We start from the raw sequence: 15,561 nt of genomic DNA on the forward strand, positions 1-15,561 counted from the left end.
CATCCCTTCCATCGCTCATGCCGGGTGGATGACCAGGCAATACGCGTCATAGTCTGTTTGTTGTGTGAGGTTTATGCCTTGTTCCATCAAGTAGCGTCCGCTCACGCGGCGCCCTTCTAGTTCGTACGTCCGTTCCGGGTCGAGTCCGCGCAACTTCACGCGCAAGCGGTTCTTCCCGTATTGGCGACGGTCGGCGTTGACGAGGACGACATAGTCTTCGCCATCCGTATAGCCGACGGCGTGGAAGCCGTCCCGTTTGAGCGAGGCGAGACGATGGCTCGTCCCGTGCTGCACGAGCGGGCGGATCGTTTTATACGTCGCGATCCATTCTTTCGCTTCTGCCAATTCTTCTTTCGTCCATTCGAGCAAGTTGCCGCCGATGCCGAGCGTCCCTTGCATGGCGCTGACGAACCGATATCCGAGCGGCAACGAACGATTGTTCAACCAGTTCGGCGCATCCGTCACCCAGCAGCTCATCATCTTGGCGTTATAGGCGTATGAGAAGCCTTCCTGAATCGTGAGACGGTCGAGTGCGTCCGTGTTGTCACTCGTCCAAACCTGTTCGACGCGCGAGAGGACACCGAGGTCAATCCGCCCACCGCCGCCGGCGCATGATTCGAACGCGACGTTCGGGTGTCTTTCCCGCAACGTGTCGAGGATGCGATACACGGCTTCCGCGTGACGGAGCCACAGTTCCTTCGCGTCACGTAGATGTGGGCTGTCAGGCTCGGAGAAGGCGCGGTTCATGTCCCACTTGATGTAACGGATGTCGTGTCGTCCGAGCAACTCGTCGAGCCACGCCGTCACGTGTTCCTCGACTTCAGGCAAGGCGAGGTTCAAGACGAACTGATTCCGCGACGTCGTCGACGGGCGGCCATCCGTATAGTAAATCCACTCCGGATGAGCCCGGTACAAGTCTGAATCTGGATTGACCATCTCCGGTTCGACCCATAGTCCGAACTGGAGACCTTTCTCCTCGACGTAGCGGACGAGAGGGTCGAGCCCGTTCGGGAACTTCATCTCGTTGACGTGCCAATCCCCGAGTCCGGCCGTGTCCGAATGACGCTCACCGAACCAGCCGTCATCGACGACGAACAACTCACAACCGATGGCAGCCGCCTCGTCGACGAGACGTTTCTGTCCGTCTTCGCTGACGTCAAAATAGGTCGCCTCCCACGAGTTGTAGAGGACCGGGCGCAACACGTCACGTGTCGCTTCCGGCATGATGACGTCGCGCTCGAAGTCGTGGGCGTTCTGGCTCATACCACCGAATCCGCGCTGCGTATAGCCGATATAGCCGGTTGGCGTCGTGAAAGATTCATCCGCTTGAAGCGTCTTCGCGAAATCGAACGGGTTAATCCCGCCCGTCACTTGGGTAAAGCCGAACTGGTCTTTCTCGAAATGGATTGCCCAGTTGCCGGAATGTCCGAGGAAGCCGTAGACGACTTCTCCATGTGTCTCCGTCGCGTCACTGTCGAGTGCGAACCACGGGTTGCTTTGATGGCTCGTCAACCCGCGACGGCTCTCGATTGTCTTCTTACCTGGGAGGAGCGGCCCTTCTTGAAGCTGGAACTCGCTCGTCCACGCCCCGCTGAAATGACGGAGGCGCATGTCGCGCTCGATGAGTCCGAGGCTGAATGACTGTGCACTCTCGAGTGTGACCGTCTCTCCTGCTTTGACGGTCATGCGGCGAGCGATGATGTCGTACGCCGGATAAAGCGTGAACTGTAGCGTCACGTGAAGGGACTGAATCGAGTCGATCAAATCGATCTCGAGCGTCTCTCCGTCAATCCGTGCATCACGGAGTGCGAACGCATGCAGCCGTTCCGTCTCGGTATGACTCTTCAACGTCGGTTCCGTATAGACGAGGTCGCCGAACGAGGTGAACTCGTATGCGGCCACCCCTTCCGGTGTCTCGAATGACGAATGCAACACGCGTGCGTCCGGTAGTTCTTTGATATCCGACTCATGTAGGCGTCCACCAAGATACTGATGGACGAGACGACCGCGTGCATCCACATCAAATACGTACGTGAGATTCGTCCCGATGAGGGCGAACCGATTGGCGTGACGAACAATCATGCTTCCACCTCCCGTTTGAGTAGGACGACCGCGAGCGGTTCGAGTTCGAGCGTGCCCGTCACCGTATCCCCGTCGAGCGTCTGCCATGTACCGTCGAGTTCGACGGATGACGTGACCTCGGTCGAATGGTTCATATAGAAGCGAATCAACTGCCCGTCCCCATGACGGTCGACTTTCTCGACATCGTCCGGGAGTCGGTGCGCGTCAATGCCGGCACGTGTGAGTGCCTCGTGATAGACCGTGTCGAGCATCGCATCGTCGACCGATGAGCCGATATACGTCACGTCACCTTTATACGTGTGGCGCGTGATGGCCGCCGTTCCTTTATAGAACGCCTGCCCGTAAGTCGCGAGCACATCTGCACCTTTTGGTGTGATCAAGTCGCACCAGATGTTCGCCTCAGATACTTGGTCGCCGAGGCGGACCTCGTTCGACTGGACGGCTTGTAAACTCTCGTACTCGTCAATCTCGATACCCGCGTACTCAGCGAACTTGCCTGGGAGCGTCAAGTTATGGCAACGGTTGATCGGGTCTTTCACCCCAGTGCGATACGTGAAAATCACGTTGCCACCGTTCTCGATATAGTCGATGAGCGTTTCGTCGAATACGTCATTCCCGAGGAAATAGAGCGGGACGATGACGAGTTTATACGCGTCGAGCGCATCCCCTGGGAAGACGATGTCCGTGTTGACCCCTTGACGGACAGCGGCACCATAGAAGCGGACGAACTCTTGTTTGAAGTTGAACGCGTCCGAGTGCGGTTGATGCGTCCACGCCCATAAGTTCTCCTGATCGAAATAGACGGCGACGTCCGACTTGTACGCAGCCGCGTTGATCATGTCCCCATGCGCGTGAAGCTCTGACATGACGTGCTTCACTTCTTCGAATTTCCGTTTTGGCTTCCCATCATGGTCGATGATGCCGTGACAGAACTCCTCTGTCCCGAAGTCAGCGGCACGGAATCGGAAGTAGACAATCGCCTCGGCGCCACGGGCGACGGCTTGATGTGTCCAAAGACGGATATGTCCTGGTCGTGGCAAGTAGCCGATGCGGCTCCATCCTTGGGCCCCACTGAGCTGCTCCATCACCCAGAACCCTTTTCCTTGTTTTGATGAGCGGCACAGGTCATGGTCGTGCGCCGTCTTCTCGAAACGGTTCGGCTCCGGCAATCCGCCCCAGACCGGGTAGTTGTCGAATGAGACGTAGTCGAGGTCTTGGGCCATCTGTTGCTGGTTGATCGCCATGTCGCTATAGACGAGGTTATGCGTGATGAACGCGTCCTCGTGGATGAGCGGACGGAGCGTGTCGACTTGGAGCTTGTTGAACGAGCGATACGCGTCCGAACAGAAACGGTCGAAATCGACGAGGAGCGACGGGTTGTGTTCTTGGAACACGGTGCGAGGGACCGGAATCTGTGTCCATGCCGTATATGTATGGCTCCAGAAGACGGTCCCCCAAGCCGCGTTGAGCGCGTCGAGCGTCTCGTAACGTTCTTTCAGCCATTCCTGGAATGCCACTTGATCGACGTCGCCGTACGAACGGTCTGACTGTTCATGTCCATACTCGTTGTCCGTCTGCCAGCCAATCACGCGTGGATGACGACCGTACCGCTCCGCCATCTTGCGGGTGATGCGTTCACAGTACTCGCGGTAGACGGGGCTGTTGACCGTATAATGACGACGGGCACCGAAACTGATGCGGACGCCGTCTTTTGTCACCGGGAGAATGTCCGGATACTTCTCGATGAGCCATGCAGGCGGTGTCGCCGTCGGCGTGCCGAGGACGATGTCAAAGTGTTCGCCGAACGTCTCGACGACCTCGTCCCAAAATGAGAAGTCGAACTCACCGTCTGCCGGCTCCATCATCGTCCAGGCGAATTCGGCCATACGGATGACGTTGACACCGAGTTCTTTCATCAAGCGGACGTCCTCGTCCCAAAGCGCACGGTCCGTCTGTTCTGGATAGTAATCTACTCCTAAATACATGCTATTCACCTCAATCGATTATTTGACCGCTCCCGAAGTCATCCCTTTTTGTAAGAAGCGTTGGAAGAAGATATAAAACACCATCGTCGGCAAGCTGATCAAGACGAGCGAGGCGTACAGTTTACCAGGATCCCCGCCGAGCGCTTCCGTGAAGAAGGTCGGTGCCATCGTCACCGTCTGCTTGGCCGGGTCCGTCATGAACGTGAGGACCATCAAGTACTCGTTCCACGAGTTGAGAAACGCATAGATCGTCGCTGTCGCGAGCGCCGGCTTGGCGAGCGGCATCATGACTTTATAGAAGATTTGGAACGTCGACGCCCCGTCGATATGCGCCGCTTCCATCAATTCGTTCGGCAGTTCGTCGAAGTAGCTCTTGATGAGCATGAGCCCGAACGGAAGGAAGAAGGCGATCTCGGCGCCGATCAATCCCCAATAGCTGTTGAGCCCGTCAAGCGTACGCAATGTGAAGAAGAGCGGTACGATGAGCGAGGCGACCGGTAGCATCAACCCTGCCAAGACGAGATTGAACAACAGGCGCTTCCCAGCAAACTGGAGCTTCGAGAATCCGAACGCCGCAAAGGCGAGAAGCGAGATCGAAATGAGAATCATGAAGAACGCGACGATGAAACTGTTGATGACGAACTGTGGGAAGTTCGGATTTTGAAGCGTCGCGATATAGTTTTCAAAGCCGTTGACACGTAAGCTTTCCTTGAACATGACGAAGATTGGGAACAACCAGAGGACCGCCATGAGCGAGAGACCGATATTGGTGAACCATCTTCCTTTTTTCGTTTGCAGTTCCATAGCTACTCCCCCTTAGTCCATTTTCTTCTGTACACGCATCTGGAAGTACGTGATGCCGAGCGCGATCGCAAGCAAGATGATGGCGACGGCACTGGCATAACCGACCTCTTGATGAAGCATCGATTTCCGGAACAAATACGTCGAGATGACCTCCGTCGAGTTACCTGGTCCACCTTGCGTCGAGATCCAGACGATATCGAACGTCTTCAGACCACCGATGACCCCGAGGATCGTCAATGTGAACGTCGTCCCTTTCAAGTTCGGGAAGACGACGCTCCACAGCGTGCGCCAGAAGCCGGCACCGTCAATATTGGCCGCCTCGAACACTTCCCGTTCGATCGCGAGCATCGCCATGTAGTACATGATCATCGACGAGCCCGTCCACTGGAAGATGTTGATCAAGATGATGGCATAGAGTGCGACGTCCTGGTCACCGAGCCAGTTCTGCTCCAAAGCACCGAGACCAATCATGCGAAGGAATTCGTTGATGTAACCGAACTGGAAGTCAAAGATTTGCGTGAACGCCGCCCCGAGGACGACCGGGCTCAAGACGACCGGGAAGAAGAACACCGATTTGAAGAACGTCCGGCCTGCGCCTTTCGTGTGAAGCAAATAGGCCAACACGAGCCCGAGACCCGCCTGAATCGTGACCGTCAAGATCGTGAAGATGCCCGTATTCTTGAGCGCGTTATAAAATTCTGGGTCTTGGAACATCCGTGCGAAGTTCTCGAAGCCGACATACACTTTTTCAAACGAGATCCCATCCCACGAGAAGAGCGAGTGATAGGCGTTATAGAAGATGCCGTAATAGATGAAGGCGATGACGAACAGGACAGTCGGGGCGACGAACGCCCAGCCGATTAAGTTTTGCTTCATCCGCTCCTTCTTCCGGATCGGGTTCGGCGCGCTCGGCGGCACCGACGCGAGCTTCGGCTTGGACTTGTTCAAATCGGTTGCTTGTTGCATAAGGTTCCCTCACTTTCAGATTCAAAAAATCGAGCGCCAGTCAGTCTGGCTACTGGCGCTCGTTCGATTATTTACCTTGGTCCGCAATCGCCTGGATGCGTGCGAGTGCTTCTTTCGCATCTTGTCCGGCAGCGATGTTTTGAAGTTCTTTCCCGAGTGCGTCGTACACTTTCGGGTCACGGATTCCGCGTCCCGCGACAGCATTCTTCACTGTCTCGTTCAAGATTTCGTAAGACTCACGCTCAACGTCGTTCGTGAACTTGTCTTCGTATGCCACTTCGATGTCTTTGACAGCTGGTGCCATCTCAAACTTCTCCATGTAGAGCGCCTGGCCTTCGCCTTGTGTCATATAAGCGATGAAGGCAGCCGCACCTTCTTGTTGTTTCGACTCTTTGTTGACACCGAGTGCCATGTCGATCGATGCGATGACCGGTTGTTCTGTGCCACCTGCGAGGTTAGGCATCGGGACGAAGCCGATCTCGTCTTCGAAGTTGTTCCACTTGTCACGCTTCTCGACCGTCGTCATCGAGTGGGCTTCCCATGAACCGATGATCCACATGGCGGCTTTCTTGTCGAAGAAGTTGTTCATGCCGTCCATGTATGTCGCGAGACCCAATGCCCCTTCTTGGAACACTTTGTCTTCGTATAGTTGTTGCCAAAGTTCAGCTGTCTCGACCATCTCTTTGTCCGTCCACTTCGCGTCGCCTGCGAGTACGTCTTGGATGTAACCTGGTGCGACTTGGTGGCTCAAGACGTTGAAGACGTCGACGCCGACCCATGCATCTTTCGCACCGAGCTGCATCGGGATGACCTTGTCGCCTGACGCGTTGATCTTGTCGATCGCTGCGACCGTCTCGTCATACGTCTTCGGCGGTGTCACGCCGTATTTGTCGAGGAGCGTCTTGTTGTACATGAGGTATGCCTGTCCTGTGAAGCCGACCGGTACCGCATACTGTTCGCCGTCGACCGTCGTCTGTTCGACGCCGAGCTCGATCAATTTGTCTTTCCAGCCTTCGCCGGCCGCTTTGTCCATATAGTCTTTCGCTGGCACGAGGCGGTCCTTGTATTGTGGGATCATCGGCTCTTTGAGACCGATGACGTCCGGACCGTCACCGCCGAGCATCGCGACTTGGAGCTGTTGCTCGTAGTCTTCGAGACGCTTGAATTTGACAACGTAGTCGTCTTGCGATTCGTTGAACGCCTTCGCCATTTCTTCCCCGACTTCAGGTTGTGGCGCCCAGCCCCACCATGTGATGACCGGCTTGCCGTCTTCCGTTGTCGCCGCCGCTTGTTCGTCGTCGCCGCACGCAGCGAGTAAAGATGAGAGCATTAAGACAGATGATGCGAGTGCAATCGTCGTTTTTTTCATGTTCATTCTCCTTTGAATGTGTTGTCACGCCACGATACGATGGCATAACTCCCGAATAAGATGGTCTGGCATCGGGCGATCCCCGAGCCGTGTCAACGTGTACGTGATCAGTTCCAAATCGAGCTTCGGTCCGTCTATGTATGGGCCGACGACGTAAAGGTCCGCCCCGAACGGCAATGCGTCTTGTTCTTTCAATCGCCAAAGCAACAGTTCGAACAAGCCGTCCATGTCGTCGAACGACACGTCGCGAGAGAGCGTCGATGCCCGGAATAATCGGATGTCACGCGTCTCCTCGTCATAGAGACGAAAGATGCCGTCGCGTCTTGAGCGCGTGATGATCATGCTCGTCTCCTCGCCTGTGAACGCTTCCATTTCGTCGAAGGCGAAGTCGTGTCGTGCGAACAATCGGGTCGCCCCGTAGCGACCGAAGATCGCGTGGAACTGGTCTTTCAATGGTGTCTCTTTTTGCATCGCTACCCCTCCAAACGTGTCGTTGAGAGTGTCACCCCTTACTTAGTAAATTAAATTTATTATCTAACTACATATAGACTATAGCATGCCCTTGTTTATGTTGTAAACGCTTTCTTGTGAAGAAATTAAAAATCGCCTTTCTACAAGAGAAAGACGACTCGTTGTTTCATTGGATTTCACCGAACATCTCGTTCGTGATGAGTGCCGCTGCCCCGAGCGCGCCTTGGCTGACGTTCCACGGGACGACACGAATGTCGGTCTGACGGGCGTCAAGGGTGAGTGCCGTCTGGGCGACACGCTCCTGGATGTTCGTCACGACGTCCGGCGCATAGTTGAAGAGTGGTCCCCCGAGAAGGATGCGACCCGGATTCAACAGATGGATCATATTGAGCGTGGCGATGCCGATATATTCACCGGCCCGTTCATACAGCTTTTGAACGTCTTGATTCGAGCTTACGGAATCACGGAGGTCGTCTAGCGTCAGGTCATGCGCGAGTTGACGGGCCTCGTTCAAGATGGCACGCTCACCTGCGACTGCCTCTAAACAGCCACGGTTCCCGCATGAACAAATCGGTCCGTCAAGCATGATGCGCATATGTCCGATCTCACCGGCGATGTGATGCTTCCCATCGATCAACTCGCCTGCGTGGACATACGCTCCCCCGATCCCGTACCCGGCATACACATAAAAGAACTCCTCGATGCCGATGGCTTCCCCAAAATACAGTTCGCCGAGTGCGAGCGTCCGCACGTCGTTCTCGACGAAGACGTGCTGACCGAGTCGCTTTTCAAGTTCATGCTTGAGCGGGATGTCGTGCAAGTGAAAACGTGGCGCGAACAAGACGACCCCGTCACCCGCCTCGACCATCCCGTGCACGGAGACGCCGAGTCCGATGATGTCCCCTTTCGTGCGGTCGTTTAACGTTATGTACAGCGCGACGATGGCGTCGATGAACTCCTCGTTCGTGTCGAACCGTTCGTCATGCCATGCCTCGTCGAGCAGTTCCCCGTGGATGTTCGTTACGACCCCGTGCAGCTTCCGCTGCGTCGCATCGATGCCGATGACGAAACGGTCGCTCGCCGCGAGCTCGAGCATGATCGGGCGTCGCCCCCCACTCGAGACACCAAGTTCCCGCTCATTGATCAGTCCTTCTTCTTTCAGTTCATTGACGATGTTTGAGATCGTCGGCTTCGTCAAACTCGTCTTTTTGGCGAGCTCGACGCGGGACACCGGCTGATGGAGCCGGATGAGCCGAAGGATGAGCGCCCGATTGTAGGACCTCATCCATTTGGAGTTGCGTGGTGTTGTGTTCCCCATGACCATTCCACCTATTCCTGTCATTTTCTTTTAGTATAGCATGTCTGAAATGACCGAAAGCGCTTTTGTTGAATGTGGTTCATTTTACATTTTTTATGTATCGCAGTCAGTATATTTATTCTTTTCTAGACTTTTGCTTTAGTAATGAATATTAATAATTTTTGACCTGTGCACTATTTTTATTTAATAAGGAGTTTGATTATAGAGTTGTCACTTTTGGATTTGGGTATAAATTACCATGTGTTTTTTTGATATTTAATTATTACTCCACTAACAGAAAGGATTGGATTCCCTTATGACAACTCAGAGACCAATTAACACACCAACCAATCTTCGAGAATGGCTAGAATTCAACCATGAATTAATTGAGAAACTCAAAAATCGAGACCTTACAAAAGAAGAGACGAAAGCATTTTATGAAAGAATCACACAAGATAATATCTTTGGCCTTAAAATAATTTTTCGTGTAACCAATAAAACAAAAATAGGCGATGGCAAAGTTCAAATAACGGCTCATATCATGGAAATGACCGAAAATGGATTAATCGGTTGCAAGTCCCCATTATCACCGAATCGAGATTGGGAAATAACAGCATTTTTCCATGGTGAAGTCAGAGTAGAAGAAGGTGAATTGTACGAAAGTAAATACACCTATCAATCGTATAGCGAGTATAGGCATCAGTTACTCACGATTCCTTCGAAAGACATATCTCCATTGAAAGTATCATTTCATGACATTTTACTTCTAAATGGAGGTAAGTCTTTAGCGTCAGTTGCAGAACAGGTTTTTGGGACCGATCTAGAAGCCGTTCTGTTTTCAAGATTTAGTGAATACCGTAATTCTTTATTCAAAGATGAGATTAAAAAAATTGAAACATTAAAGAAGAAGAATGAAGAGGCACAAAAACAACTCAGCATAAAAGAAGATTCGTTGAAAGATGAGTTACAAAAAGTTCAAAAAGATTATGAAAACGAGTTGTCTATTTTAAAAGAAAGCTACCAAAAAGAAATATCCAAACAACAGATTGAACATCAAAAAGAACTAAACAAGCTAAGTTCGCGTGATTTACAATTCTACAACATCCTTTCTAAAATCCATTCGAAACCGAAAGCACGAGAAGACGAGTATTACTTAAAACCAATTTTACAATGGGATCCCAATACAATCGTCGAAACACTTCAAACTCTATTTTATTGTGACCGTGAGGAATCTTTATATTACGATAAGTCTGTGATCGAAACATTTTTGAGAGCACTTCAAACTAATACACTCGTTGTGCTAAGCGGACCGTCCGGGACAGGGAAATCCAGTTTGGTAAGAGCATTTACTGACGCGATTCAGGAAGCCACTGCTCATTTTATATCTGTTCAATCCAGTTGGACGGATAAGATGGACTTATTTGGCTACTTTAATGCAATCGAGCGCTCCTTCGTACCTACCCCATTCCTTGATTCACTTTTAGCTGCAAAGGAATCTAATAGTCTTTATTTAATTTGTCTAGATGAAATGAATTTAGCTCACGTGGAGTATTATTTCGCCGAAATTTTGAGCAGTCAGGAACTAAATAATCCGATTCCACTCTACCCACCGCGTTATTATGAAGAGGCCAGAGAATTCATAGATTTTTATGATTGCATCGATGACCCCACTACGGAGGATAGAAAACAATATCAAAACGCTAAAGAACTACTTCGATACCCTTACGAAATCGAGATTCCATCAAACGTAAGATTTGTTGGAACAATTAATATGGACCATACCGTCAAACCGCTTAGTCCTAAGGTGATTGATCGTTGCTTCATCATCGAACTTACACAACAATCTCCTAGCGCTGATGAACAAACGACACTTGAGTCCTCAACGCTCACAGGTAGAATTGAAATCGACTTAGAATCATTCACGACTCCTATATCATCAGAAGAAGACGTCAAACATGATGTTGAATGGTTAATCGAATGTTCGGATATATTACAGATGATTCCGAATGCACGACTAAATTCACGTGGTAAGAAGCAGCTTATAAACTATTTGCGCATTGGAGCGCATACATCTGAACGTACGTTGAATCAGCTTGTCCTCTCAAAATTGTTGCCCCGCATCAACTTTTCAAAAAGTCAATATCCTGCTGCAACCGATGCTTTTGAGTCCTTTACCAATAGACTACGCGAAAAAAAATTGAAAGAGAGCGCGCAGCGTGCCTCGCAGATGTATAACGATAGTCGACACGTCAACTTTTTCAAATAAGAATAGGAGTAGACATCGATGAAACTATTCAATATACAGTTCTCTAGCAAAGGAGAAGGTAATACGTCAACGTTTCCCGCTCTCCGACTTCCGACTCGTAAAATCAATGAACTTTCAAAATCAGGAGAGACATACTATTTTCAAGAATACAGCATGTATAAAGGAAAGCATCTCCATATTGGCGTTGAGATTGCAGGAGCATACTCGGTACGCCTTAAAGAATATCCTAAGTCTACTTTTATTCGCTCACTCAATGATGAGAATCTATGGTATATGCAATCGGGTGATGCAGAGTTTGGATTAAACGTATGTGGTCAATTTGAAATAGAGGCCTATAACGTCGATCGTCATCTAATTGCTTGCAAGAAATTGATTGTTACACCTGTCACCCTGACGTTACATCAATACGAGCGCATGCAGGCTGAAGTGCAAGATTTACTACTCGCTTTCAACACACAACCGCATGAATCAGAGGGTGTCACGAAAACAGGTCCGACCCATTCTTTTCCGTTGGATGATTTGTACGATCTAGTCAATCAGTTCAAACATACACTCAATACCATTGTTGACTCCCCAGCTGAAGTATTAACTCGTGCACCTGGGAAATCAACAAAAAATCAAATCAAGCGATGGACACCTCGAACAATGGCAGCCTACCAAGCAGGAATGGGTCAACCAAAAATCAATGTCGAGGTAGTCGAAGCTTCACACGACATCATCGAGCATCAAATGATCCGAACGATGGTTGACACAATCCTTTCCTTCCTAAGGAATACACTGAGAGTAGAACTCGGAAGGAAAGAGTTACTTGAAAATGAAAAAGAAGAGCGGGATTTTCTTCTCCCATCGCAAAGTGAATACTCAAAAATCATTTATAATATGCAAAAGAAATTACTAGACGTGATGAACCGACTCTCCATAGCGAATCAAAAAATTAATCTTCTCAACGAAATGATTGACTCGCTACAACCATTCACGAATTCAACATCTTTGTTTAATGTTTCTCCGATTGAAATAGAAGGAACACATTTATTTTTACATGAACCCCGTTATCGCGAAACGTTCGAATGTTTCGAAGACATACTAGCCTTGATTCCTAAATTCACCATCGAAAAGCAACAATTTGTTGAGTCGATGATTCGTTCGCCGTATCTATTCGAGATTTGGACACTGTTGCAAATTTATGCGGAATGTATACGCCTACGATTTCTCCCAGCCGATTCAATCACTGGACTCTTATTCAATTGGCACAACACATATGGTACGTTACGTAATCTCCGTATTATCTTTGAACACCTTGACACGAAGGACTGCATCGCCATCGATTACGAGCCGAATCTACAGTCAAATGAAGGAAATGATCGACGTCCTGACTACTTGATTTCTTTTTTTAATCGTAGAACGCAATCGATTATTCGTCATACACTCGATGCTAAATATAAACCTTATGGTAGTCCTCATGTCAAACTAAAAATCAGTCACGATTTAAAACATTCTTGCCAGCGTTATTTGAACGATTTTAAAGAAACTCCTTATGAAATAAAAAGTGCATCTCTTGTCCATAGTGCAGCTTCCCTTAATGTCTACAATCTAAATATTAAGCACAGTAATGGAACGCCTTATACGTACTCTCATTTCAATATAGCTCCTGGACAGACACATCATTTGTCCACTTATATGAAACGAATCATTCATCAGTATAATGGTAATATCGGTTATTGCCCGTCATGCGGCATGATTGTAAGAGGAATAGATGAAGGATACAAACGTACGTATATTTGCACTTGTCAGGAAGTGTGGGTCGACAACGTATGTAAATTCAAAAAGAATCATCCGGACCATTTACTATACATGCGACTGCTGAAGTATGCGCATGGGAACTATAATAAGCAAGTCGAAAACAATTGGGATGTTCATTGTCAGGTGTGTGGAAAGAATTTTCACGGAGAAGTGTATGAAACAGATGTGCTAGGGAGAAAAATCACTTAAACAGACATATAAAAATCAATACATTAGAGTGGATGATACTATTGAAATTGTTTTTCTCTTTTTCAACTTAATAATACTCAAAAAAGCATAGATGCTTGGTGTATAATCACCAAACAACTATGCTTTTTTGTTATATTTTTTGACTTTTTTGTGAAATCCCTTCCACAAATCGCTTCGCAATCTGTTGCGGTCTTGTGATGGCGCCACCGACAACGACCGCATGTGCTCCGAGTTCAAGGACACGTCGCGCGTGTTCCGGTGTGATCACGTTACCTTCCGCAATGACTGGAATCGAGACGATCTTCACCATTTCCCTTAAAAATTGAAAATCATTTTCATACACTTTCTTGCCTGCCGTCTCTGCGGTATACCCGTAGAGCGTCGGGGCGACGACATCGAAGCCTAGCTGTTCGGCACGGACCGCATCTTCCAGTGTGGCGCAATCCGCCATGAAGCGTTGATTCGAATATTTCTCTCTTACTAATGGAAAGAATGTCGCAATCGTCGAACCGTCCGGACGCTCCCGATGCGTCGCATCGAGTGCAATCAAATCAACCCCTGCTGATACGAGCGCATCAACTTCTTCTAGCGTCGGTGTGATGTAAACATCCGAACCATCGTATTCCCGTTTGATGATGCCAATGATTGGTAAATCGACGACAGCTTGAATCGCCTGAATATCTTCGATCCCGTTCGCGCGAATCCCGCTCGCCCCACCCTCTTTTGCAGCAACAGCCATGCGGGCCATGATAGCCGAACCGTGGAGCGGTTCATCCGGGAGCGCCTGACAGGACACGATCAACTGACTTCTTAATTGTTCAATCATTGGCTTGTTCCTCCAAACTCTAATCGGCATTCAAACATGCGGTTCCAAGGTGCCGATGTGTTGACTGTCCATGCTTCTTGGAAAGAATGACGGATTACATGTCGCGCCACTTCCGTCATCATCTGATTGCGCTCTTGCGAAATTGCTTCGGCATGTCTGCCTAAATCGAAATAGTTGGCTCCGTACTTCGGTAACACGACATCCGTCATCTTCATCCGAACTTTCGCTTGATAGACGAAATCATCAAGGACGTGATAGAAGACGTTCTTGCGAATCCGCTCTCGTTTCCCGACTTGGGCAAACACCCCTTGCGCAAGCGTCGTCCCGAGCGTGTTCCCGTTCGTATTCCAACCTTTGTAAGAGTCCAACTGTTCGAGAACATTCAATTCATCGAGCCACATGATCAACTCTTGATCCCCGCCGTTGGCATAGGCGCTGTCGGCGACGATGACTCGTTTCCCTTGCTTAAGCGCCGATTCGATTTTGGTGACGAATTGACGCATGTGACGAAAACTCGTGTACGTCACATCACGCTCGTCTTGATCCCACGATTCTTGCATCGTGCGTCCCGGTACATTATAAGCCAGAACAAGGTCCGCCTCTTCCATCGTCTGCACGAGGTGTAGTCCAATCGCATCAAGGTGAGCATACATGCTTTCGATGAACGGTCGGTCCTCATACATCGGGATCAACGTCGGACCGAGGACACTACTCCATATCGGATACACACGCGGTTTTGTTCCTCGCTTGTCCAAAAAGGCTCGGGCGACCATTGTGGCGCCCACTTCATCCGCTCCCGGATACATATGGACGTTCGTGAAGACACGCCGCTCTTGAATTTGTCGTAATACGTCCGTCTGGTCAATCGATGTATAGCCGTATTCGGCACTATCGTCTTGCGGGATGAACAATCGTTCGATGACCCCTTCCTCAACGAGTTGAATCATCGCCTCGTTGATGGATCGGTTGAAAGCACGTCTCGTCTCGTAGTCCACGACATACTCAGTCGGAATCAACTCATTCAAGTTCGCGAGTTCGTCCTGTTCCTCCATGGTCAACCCGTCCCGTTCGTCCCGGTCCTGCAACCAGGCTCGTCGATAGATCTCCGCGCCAAATTGTCCATAATAGTCAGGTTCTTCGTCATCCGAACTATACTTCGGCGTGCGCATGATCATCGTCGCGACATAAAGCGGTGCCTTCGTCTTACTCTGAAGTGTCCGGATCCACTCGATGAAGGTATCCCGGTCCGTGTCTGTCATATGATGAAGGCGTGACGGCAATAGTCCGCCATAGCAAAGCATGTCCGCGCTGAGGACGAGAGCGTCGCAGTCGTTGACACGTTGCACCCATTCCCGCATCCCTAATTGGTCGGCTGCTTCTTTTTTGTATCCATATAAATGATCGGGTGGCGTGAGCAGCGTCACCTCGTCGGTCACCCCGACGATCCGCTGCACCACATCGACATTGCATGGTCGTTCATCAATCGGTACATATACAATCTTCATC

Annotated in this window: 11 protein-coding genes; 2 read left to right on the forward strand and 9 right to left on the reverse strand. The window is 50.0% G+C overall.

The genetic code is table 11. The features are described 5' to 3' along the window. Positions 1 to 15 precede the first annotated feature (15 nt). From KNP62_RS06305 to KNP62_RS06335, 7 genes are all read right to left on the reverse strand, one after another. A complete protein-coding gene (locus KNP62_RS06305) occupies positions 16 to 2,082 on the reverse strand; it encodes an alpha-galactosidase (protein ID WP_214784461.1) in 2,067 nt (688 codons plus the stop codon). Next, the gene (locus KNP62_RS06310; protein ID WP_214784464.1) at positions 2,079 to 4,067 is read right to left on the reverse strand and encodes a beta-galactosidase; all 1,989 of its coding nucleotides are present in this window, start codon (positions 4,065 to 4,067) and stop codon (positions 2,079 to 2,081) included. Before KNP62_RS06310 ends, KNP62_RS06305 begins: the two co-directional genes overlap by 4 nt. 18 nt (positions 4,068 to 4,085) lie before the next feature. Further along, positions 4,086 to 4,871, reverse strand: coding sequence for a carbohydrate ABC transporter permease (locus KNP62_RS06315; RefSeq protein ID WP_214694276.1), 786 nt, complete (start codon positions 4,869 to 4,871; stop codon positions 4,086 to 4,088). 12 nt (positions 4,872 to 4,883) lie between these two features. Next, the gene (locus tag KNP62_RS06320; protein ID WP_214694278.1) at positions 4,884 to 5,837 is read right to left on the reverse strand and encodes a carbohydrate ABC transporter permease; all 954 of its coding nucleotides are present in this window, start codon (positions 5,835 to 5,837) and stop codon (positions 4,884 to 4,886) included. Between the two features lie 67 nt (positions 5,838 to 5,904). Beyond that, positions 5,905 to 7,206 (reverse strand): ABC transporter substrate-binding protein, encoded by a 1,302-nt coding sequence (locus KNP62_RS06325; protein WP_224862085.1) that lies wholly within the window; start codon positions 7,204 to 7,206, stop codon positions 5,905 to 5,907. A gap of 24 nt (positions 7,207 to 7,230) precedes the next feature. After that, positions 7,231 to 7,677 carry a hypothetical protein gene (locus KNP62_RS06330; RefSeq protein ID WP_214744383.1) on the reverse strand — a complete coding sequence of 149 codons (447 nt, stop codon included), beginning with the start codon at positions 7,675 to 7,677 and terminating at the stop codon, positions 7,231 to 7,233. Between the two features lie 166 nt (positions 7,678 to 7,843). Further along, positions 7,844 to 8,995, reverse strand: a complete 1,152-nt coding sequence (locus KNP62_RS06335; RefSeq protein ID WP_214784470.1) for an ROK family transcriptional regulator — start codon at positions 8,993 to 8,995, stop codon at positions 7,844 to 7,846. Positions 8,996 to 9,290: 295 nt separating this feature from the next. Between KNP62_RS06335 and KNP62_RS06340 the strand changes: the two genes are divergently transcribed. Both KNP62_RS06340 and KNP62_RS06345 read left to right on the forward strand, forming a co-directional pair. Beyond that, positions 9,291 to 11,240, forward strand: coding sequence for an McrB family protein (locus KNP62_RS06340; protein ID WP_214784473.1), 1,950 nt, complete (start codon positions 9,291 to 9,293; stop codon positions 11,238 to 11,240). 18 nt (positions 11,241 to 11,258) lie between these two features. Continuing rightward, positions 11,259 to 13,229, forward strand: coding sequence for a hypothetical protein (locus tag KNP62_RS06345; RefSeq protein WP_214784476.1), 1,971 nt, complete (start codon positions 11,259 to 11,261; stop codon positions 13,227 to 13,229). Positions 13,230 to 13,359: 130 nt separating this feature from the next. Here KNP62_RS06345 and KNP62_RS06350 read toward each other — a convergent pair whose 3' ends face one another. Both KNP62_RS06350 and KNP62_RS06355 read right to left on the reverse strand, forming a co-directional pair. Continuing rightward, the gene (locus KNP62_RS06350) at positions 13,360 to 14,055 is read right to left on the reverse strand and encodes an N-acetylmannosamine-6-phosphate 2-epimerase (RefSeq protein ID WP_214784479.1); all 696 of its coding nucleotides are present in this window, start codon (positions 14,053 to 14,055) and stop codon (positions 13,360 to 13,362) included. Further along, the gene (locus KNP62_RS06355) at positions 14,052 to 15,560 is read right to left on the reverse strand and encodes a DUF4127 family protein (RefSeq protein WP_214784482.1); all 1,509 of its coding nucleotides are present in this window, start codon (positions 15,558 to 15,560) and stop codon (positions 14,052 to 14,054) included. The genes KNP62_RS06350 and KNP62_RS06355 overlap by 4 nt, the downstream gene beginning before the upstream one ends. Position 15,561 lies beyond the last annotated feature (1 nt).

Source organism: Exiguobacterium sp. s183 (assembly GCF_018617655.1).
Classification (GTDB): Bacteria; Bacillota; Bacilli; order Exiguobacteriales; family Exiguobacteriaceae; genus Exiguobacterium; species Exiguobacterium aestuarii_A.

Bases quoted from the DNA above. Each gene is read 5' to 3' on its own strand.
- KNP62_RS06340 (WP_214784473.1), top strand. From the start codon at position 9,291: ATGACAACTCAGAGACCAATTAACACACCAACCAATCTTCGAGAATGG.
- KNP62_RS06335 (WP_214784470.1), bottom strand. From the start codon at position 8,995: ATGGGGAACACAACACCACGCAACTCCAAATGGATGAGGTCCTACAAT.
- KNP62_RS06310 (WP_214784464.1), bottom strand. From the start codon at position 4,067: ATGTATTTAGGAGTAGATTACTATCCAGAACAGACGGACCGTGCGCTT.
- KNP62_RS06320 (WP_214694278.1), bottom strand. From the start codon at position 5,837: ATGCAACAAGCAACCGATTTGAACAAGTCCAAGCCGAAGCTCGCGTCG.
- KNP62_RS06355 (WP_214784482.1), bottom strand. From the start codon at position 15,560: ATGAAGATTGTATATGTACCGATTGATGAACGACCATGCAATGTCGAT.
- KNP62_RS06315 (WP_214694276.1), bottom strand. From the start codon at position 4,871: ATGGAACTGCAAACGAAAAAAGGAAGATGGTTCACCAATATCGGTCTC.
- KNP62_RS06325 (WP_224862085.1), bottom strand. From the start codon at position 7,206: ATGAAAAAAACGACGATTGCACTCGCATCATCTGTCTTAATGCTCTCA.
- KNP62_RS06305 (WP_214784461.1), bottom strand. From the start codon at position 2,082: ATGATTGTTCGTCACGCCAATCGGTTCGCCCTCATCGGGACGAATCTC.
- KNP62_RS06350 (WP_214784479.1), bottom strand. From the start codon at position 14,055: ATGATTGAACAATTAAGAAGTCAGTTGATCGTGTCCTGTCAGGCGCTC.
- KNP62_RS06330 (WP_214744383.1), bottom strand. From the start codon at position 7,677: ATGCAAAAAGAGACACCATTGAAAGACCAGTTCCACGCGATCTTCGGT.
- KNP62_RS06345 (WP_214784476.1), top strand. From the start codon at position 11,259: ATGAAACTATTCAATATACAGTTCTCTAGCAAAGGAGAAGGTAATACG.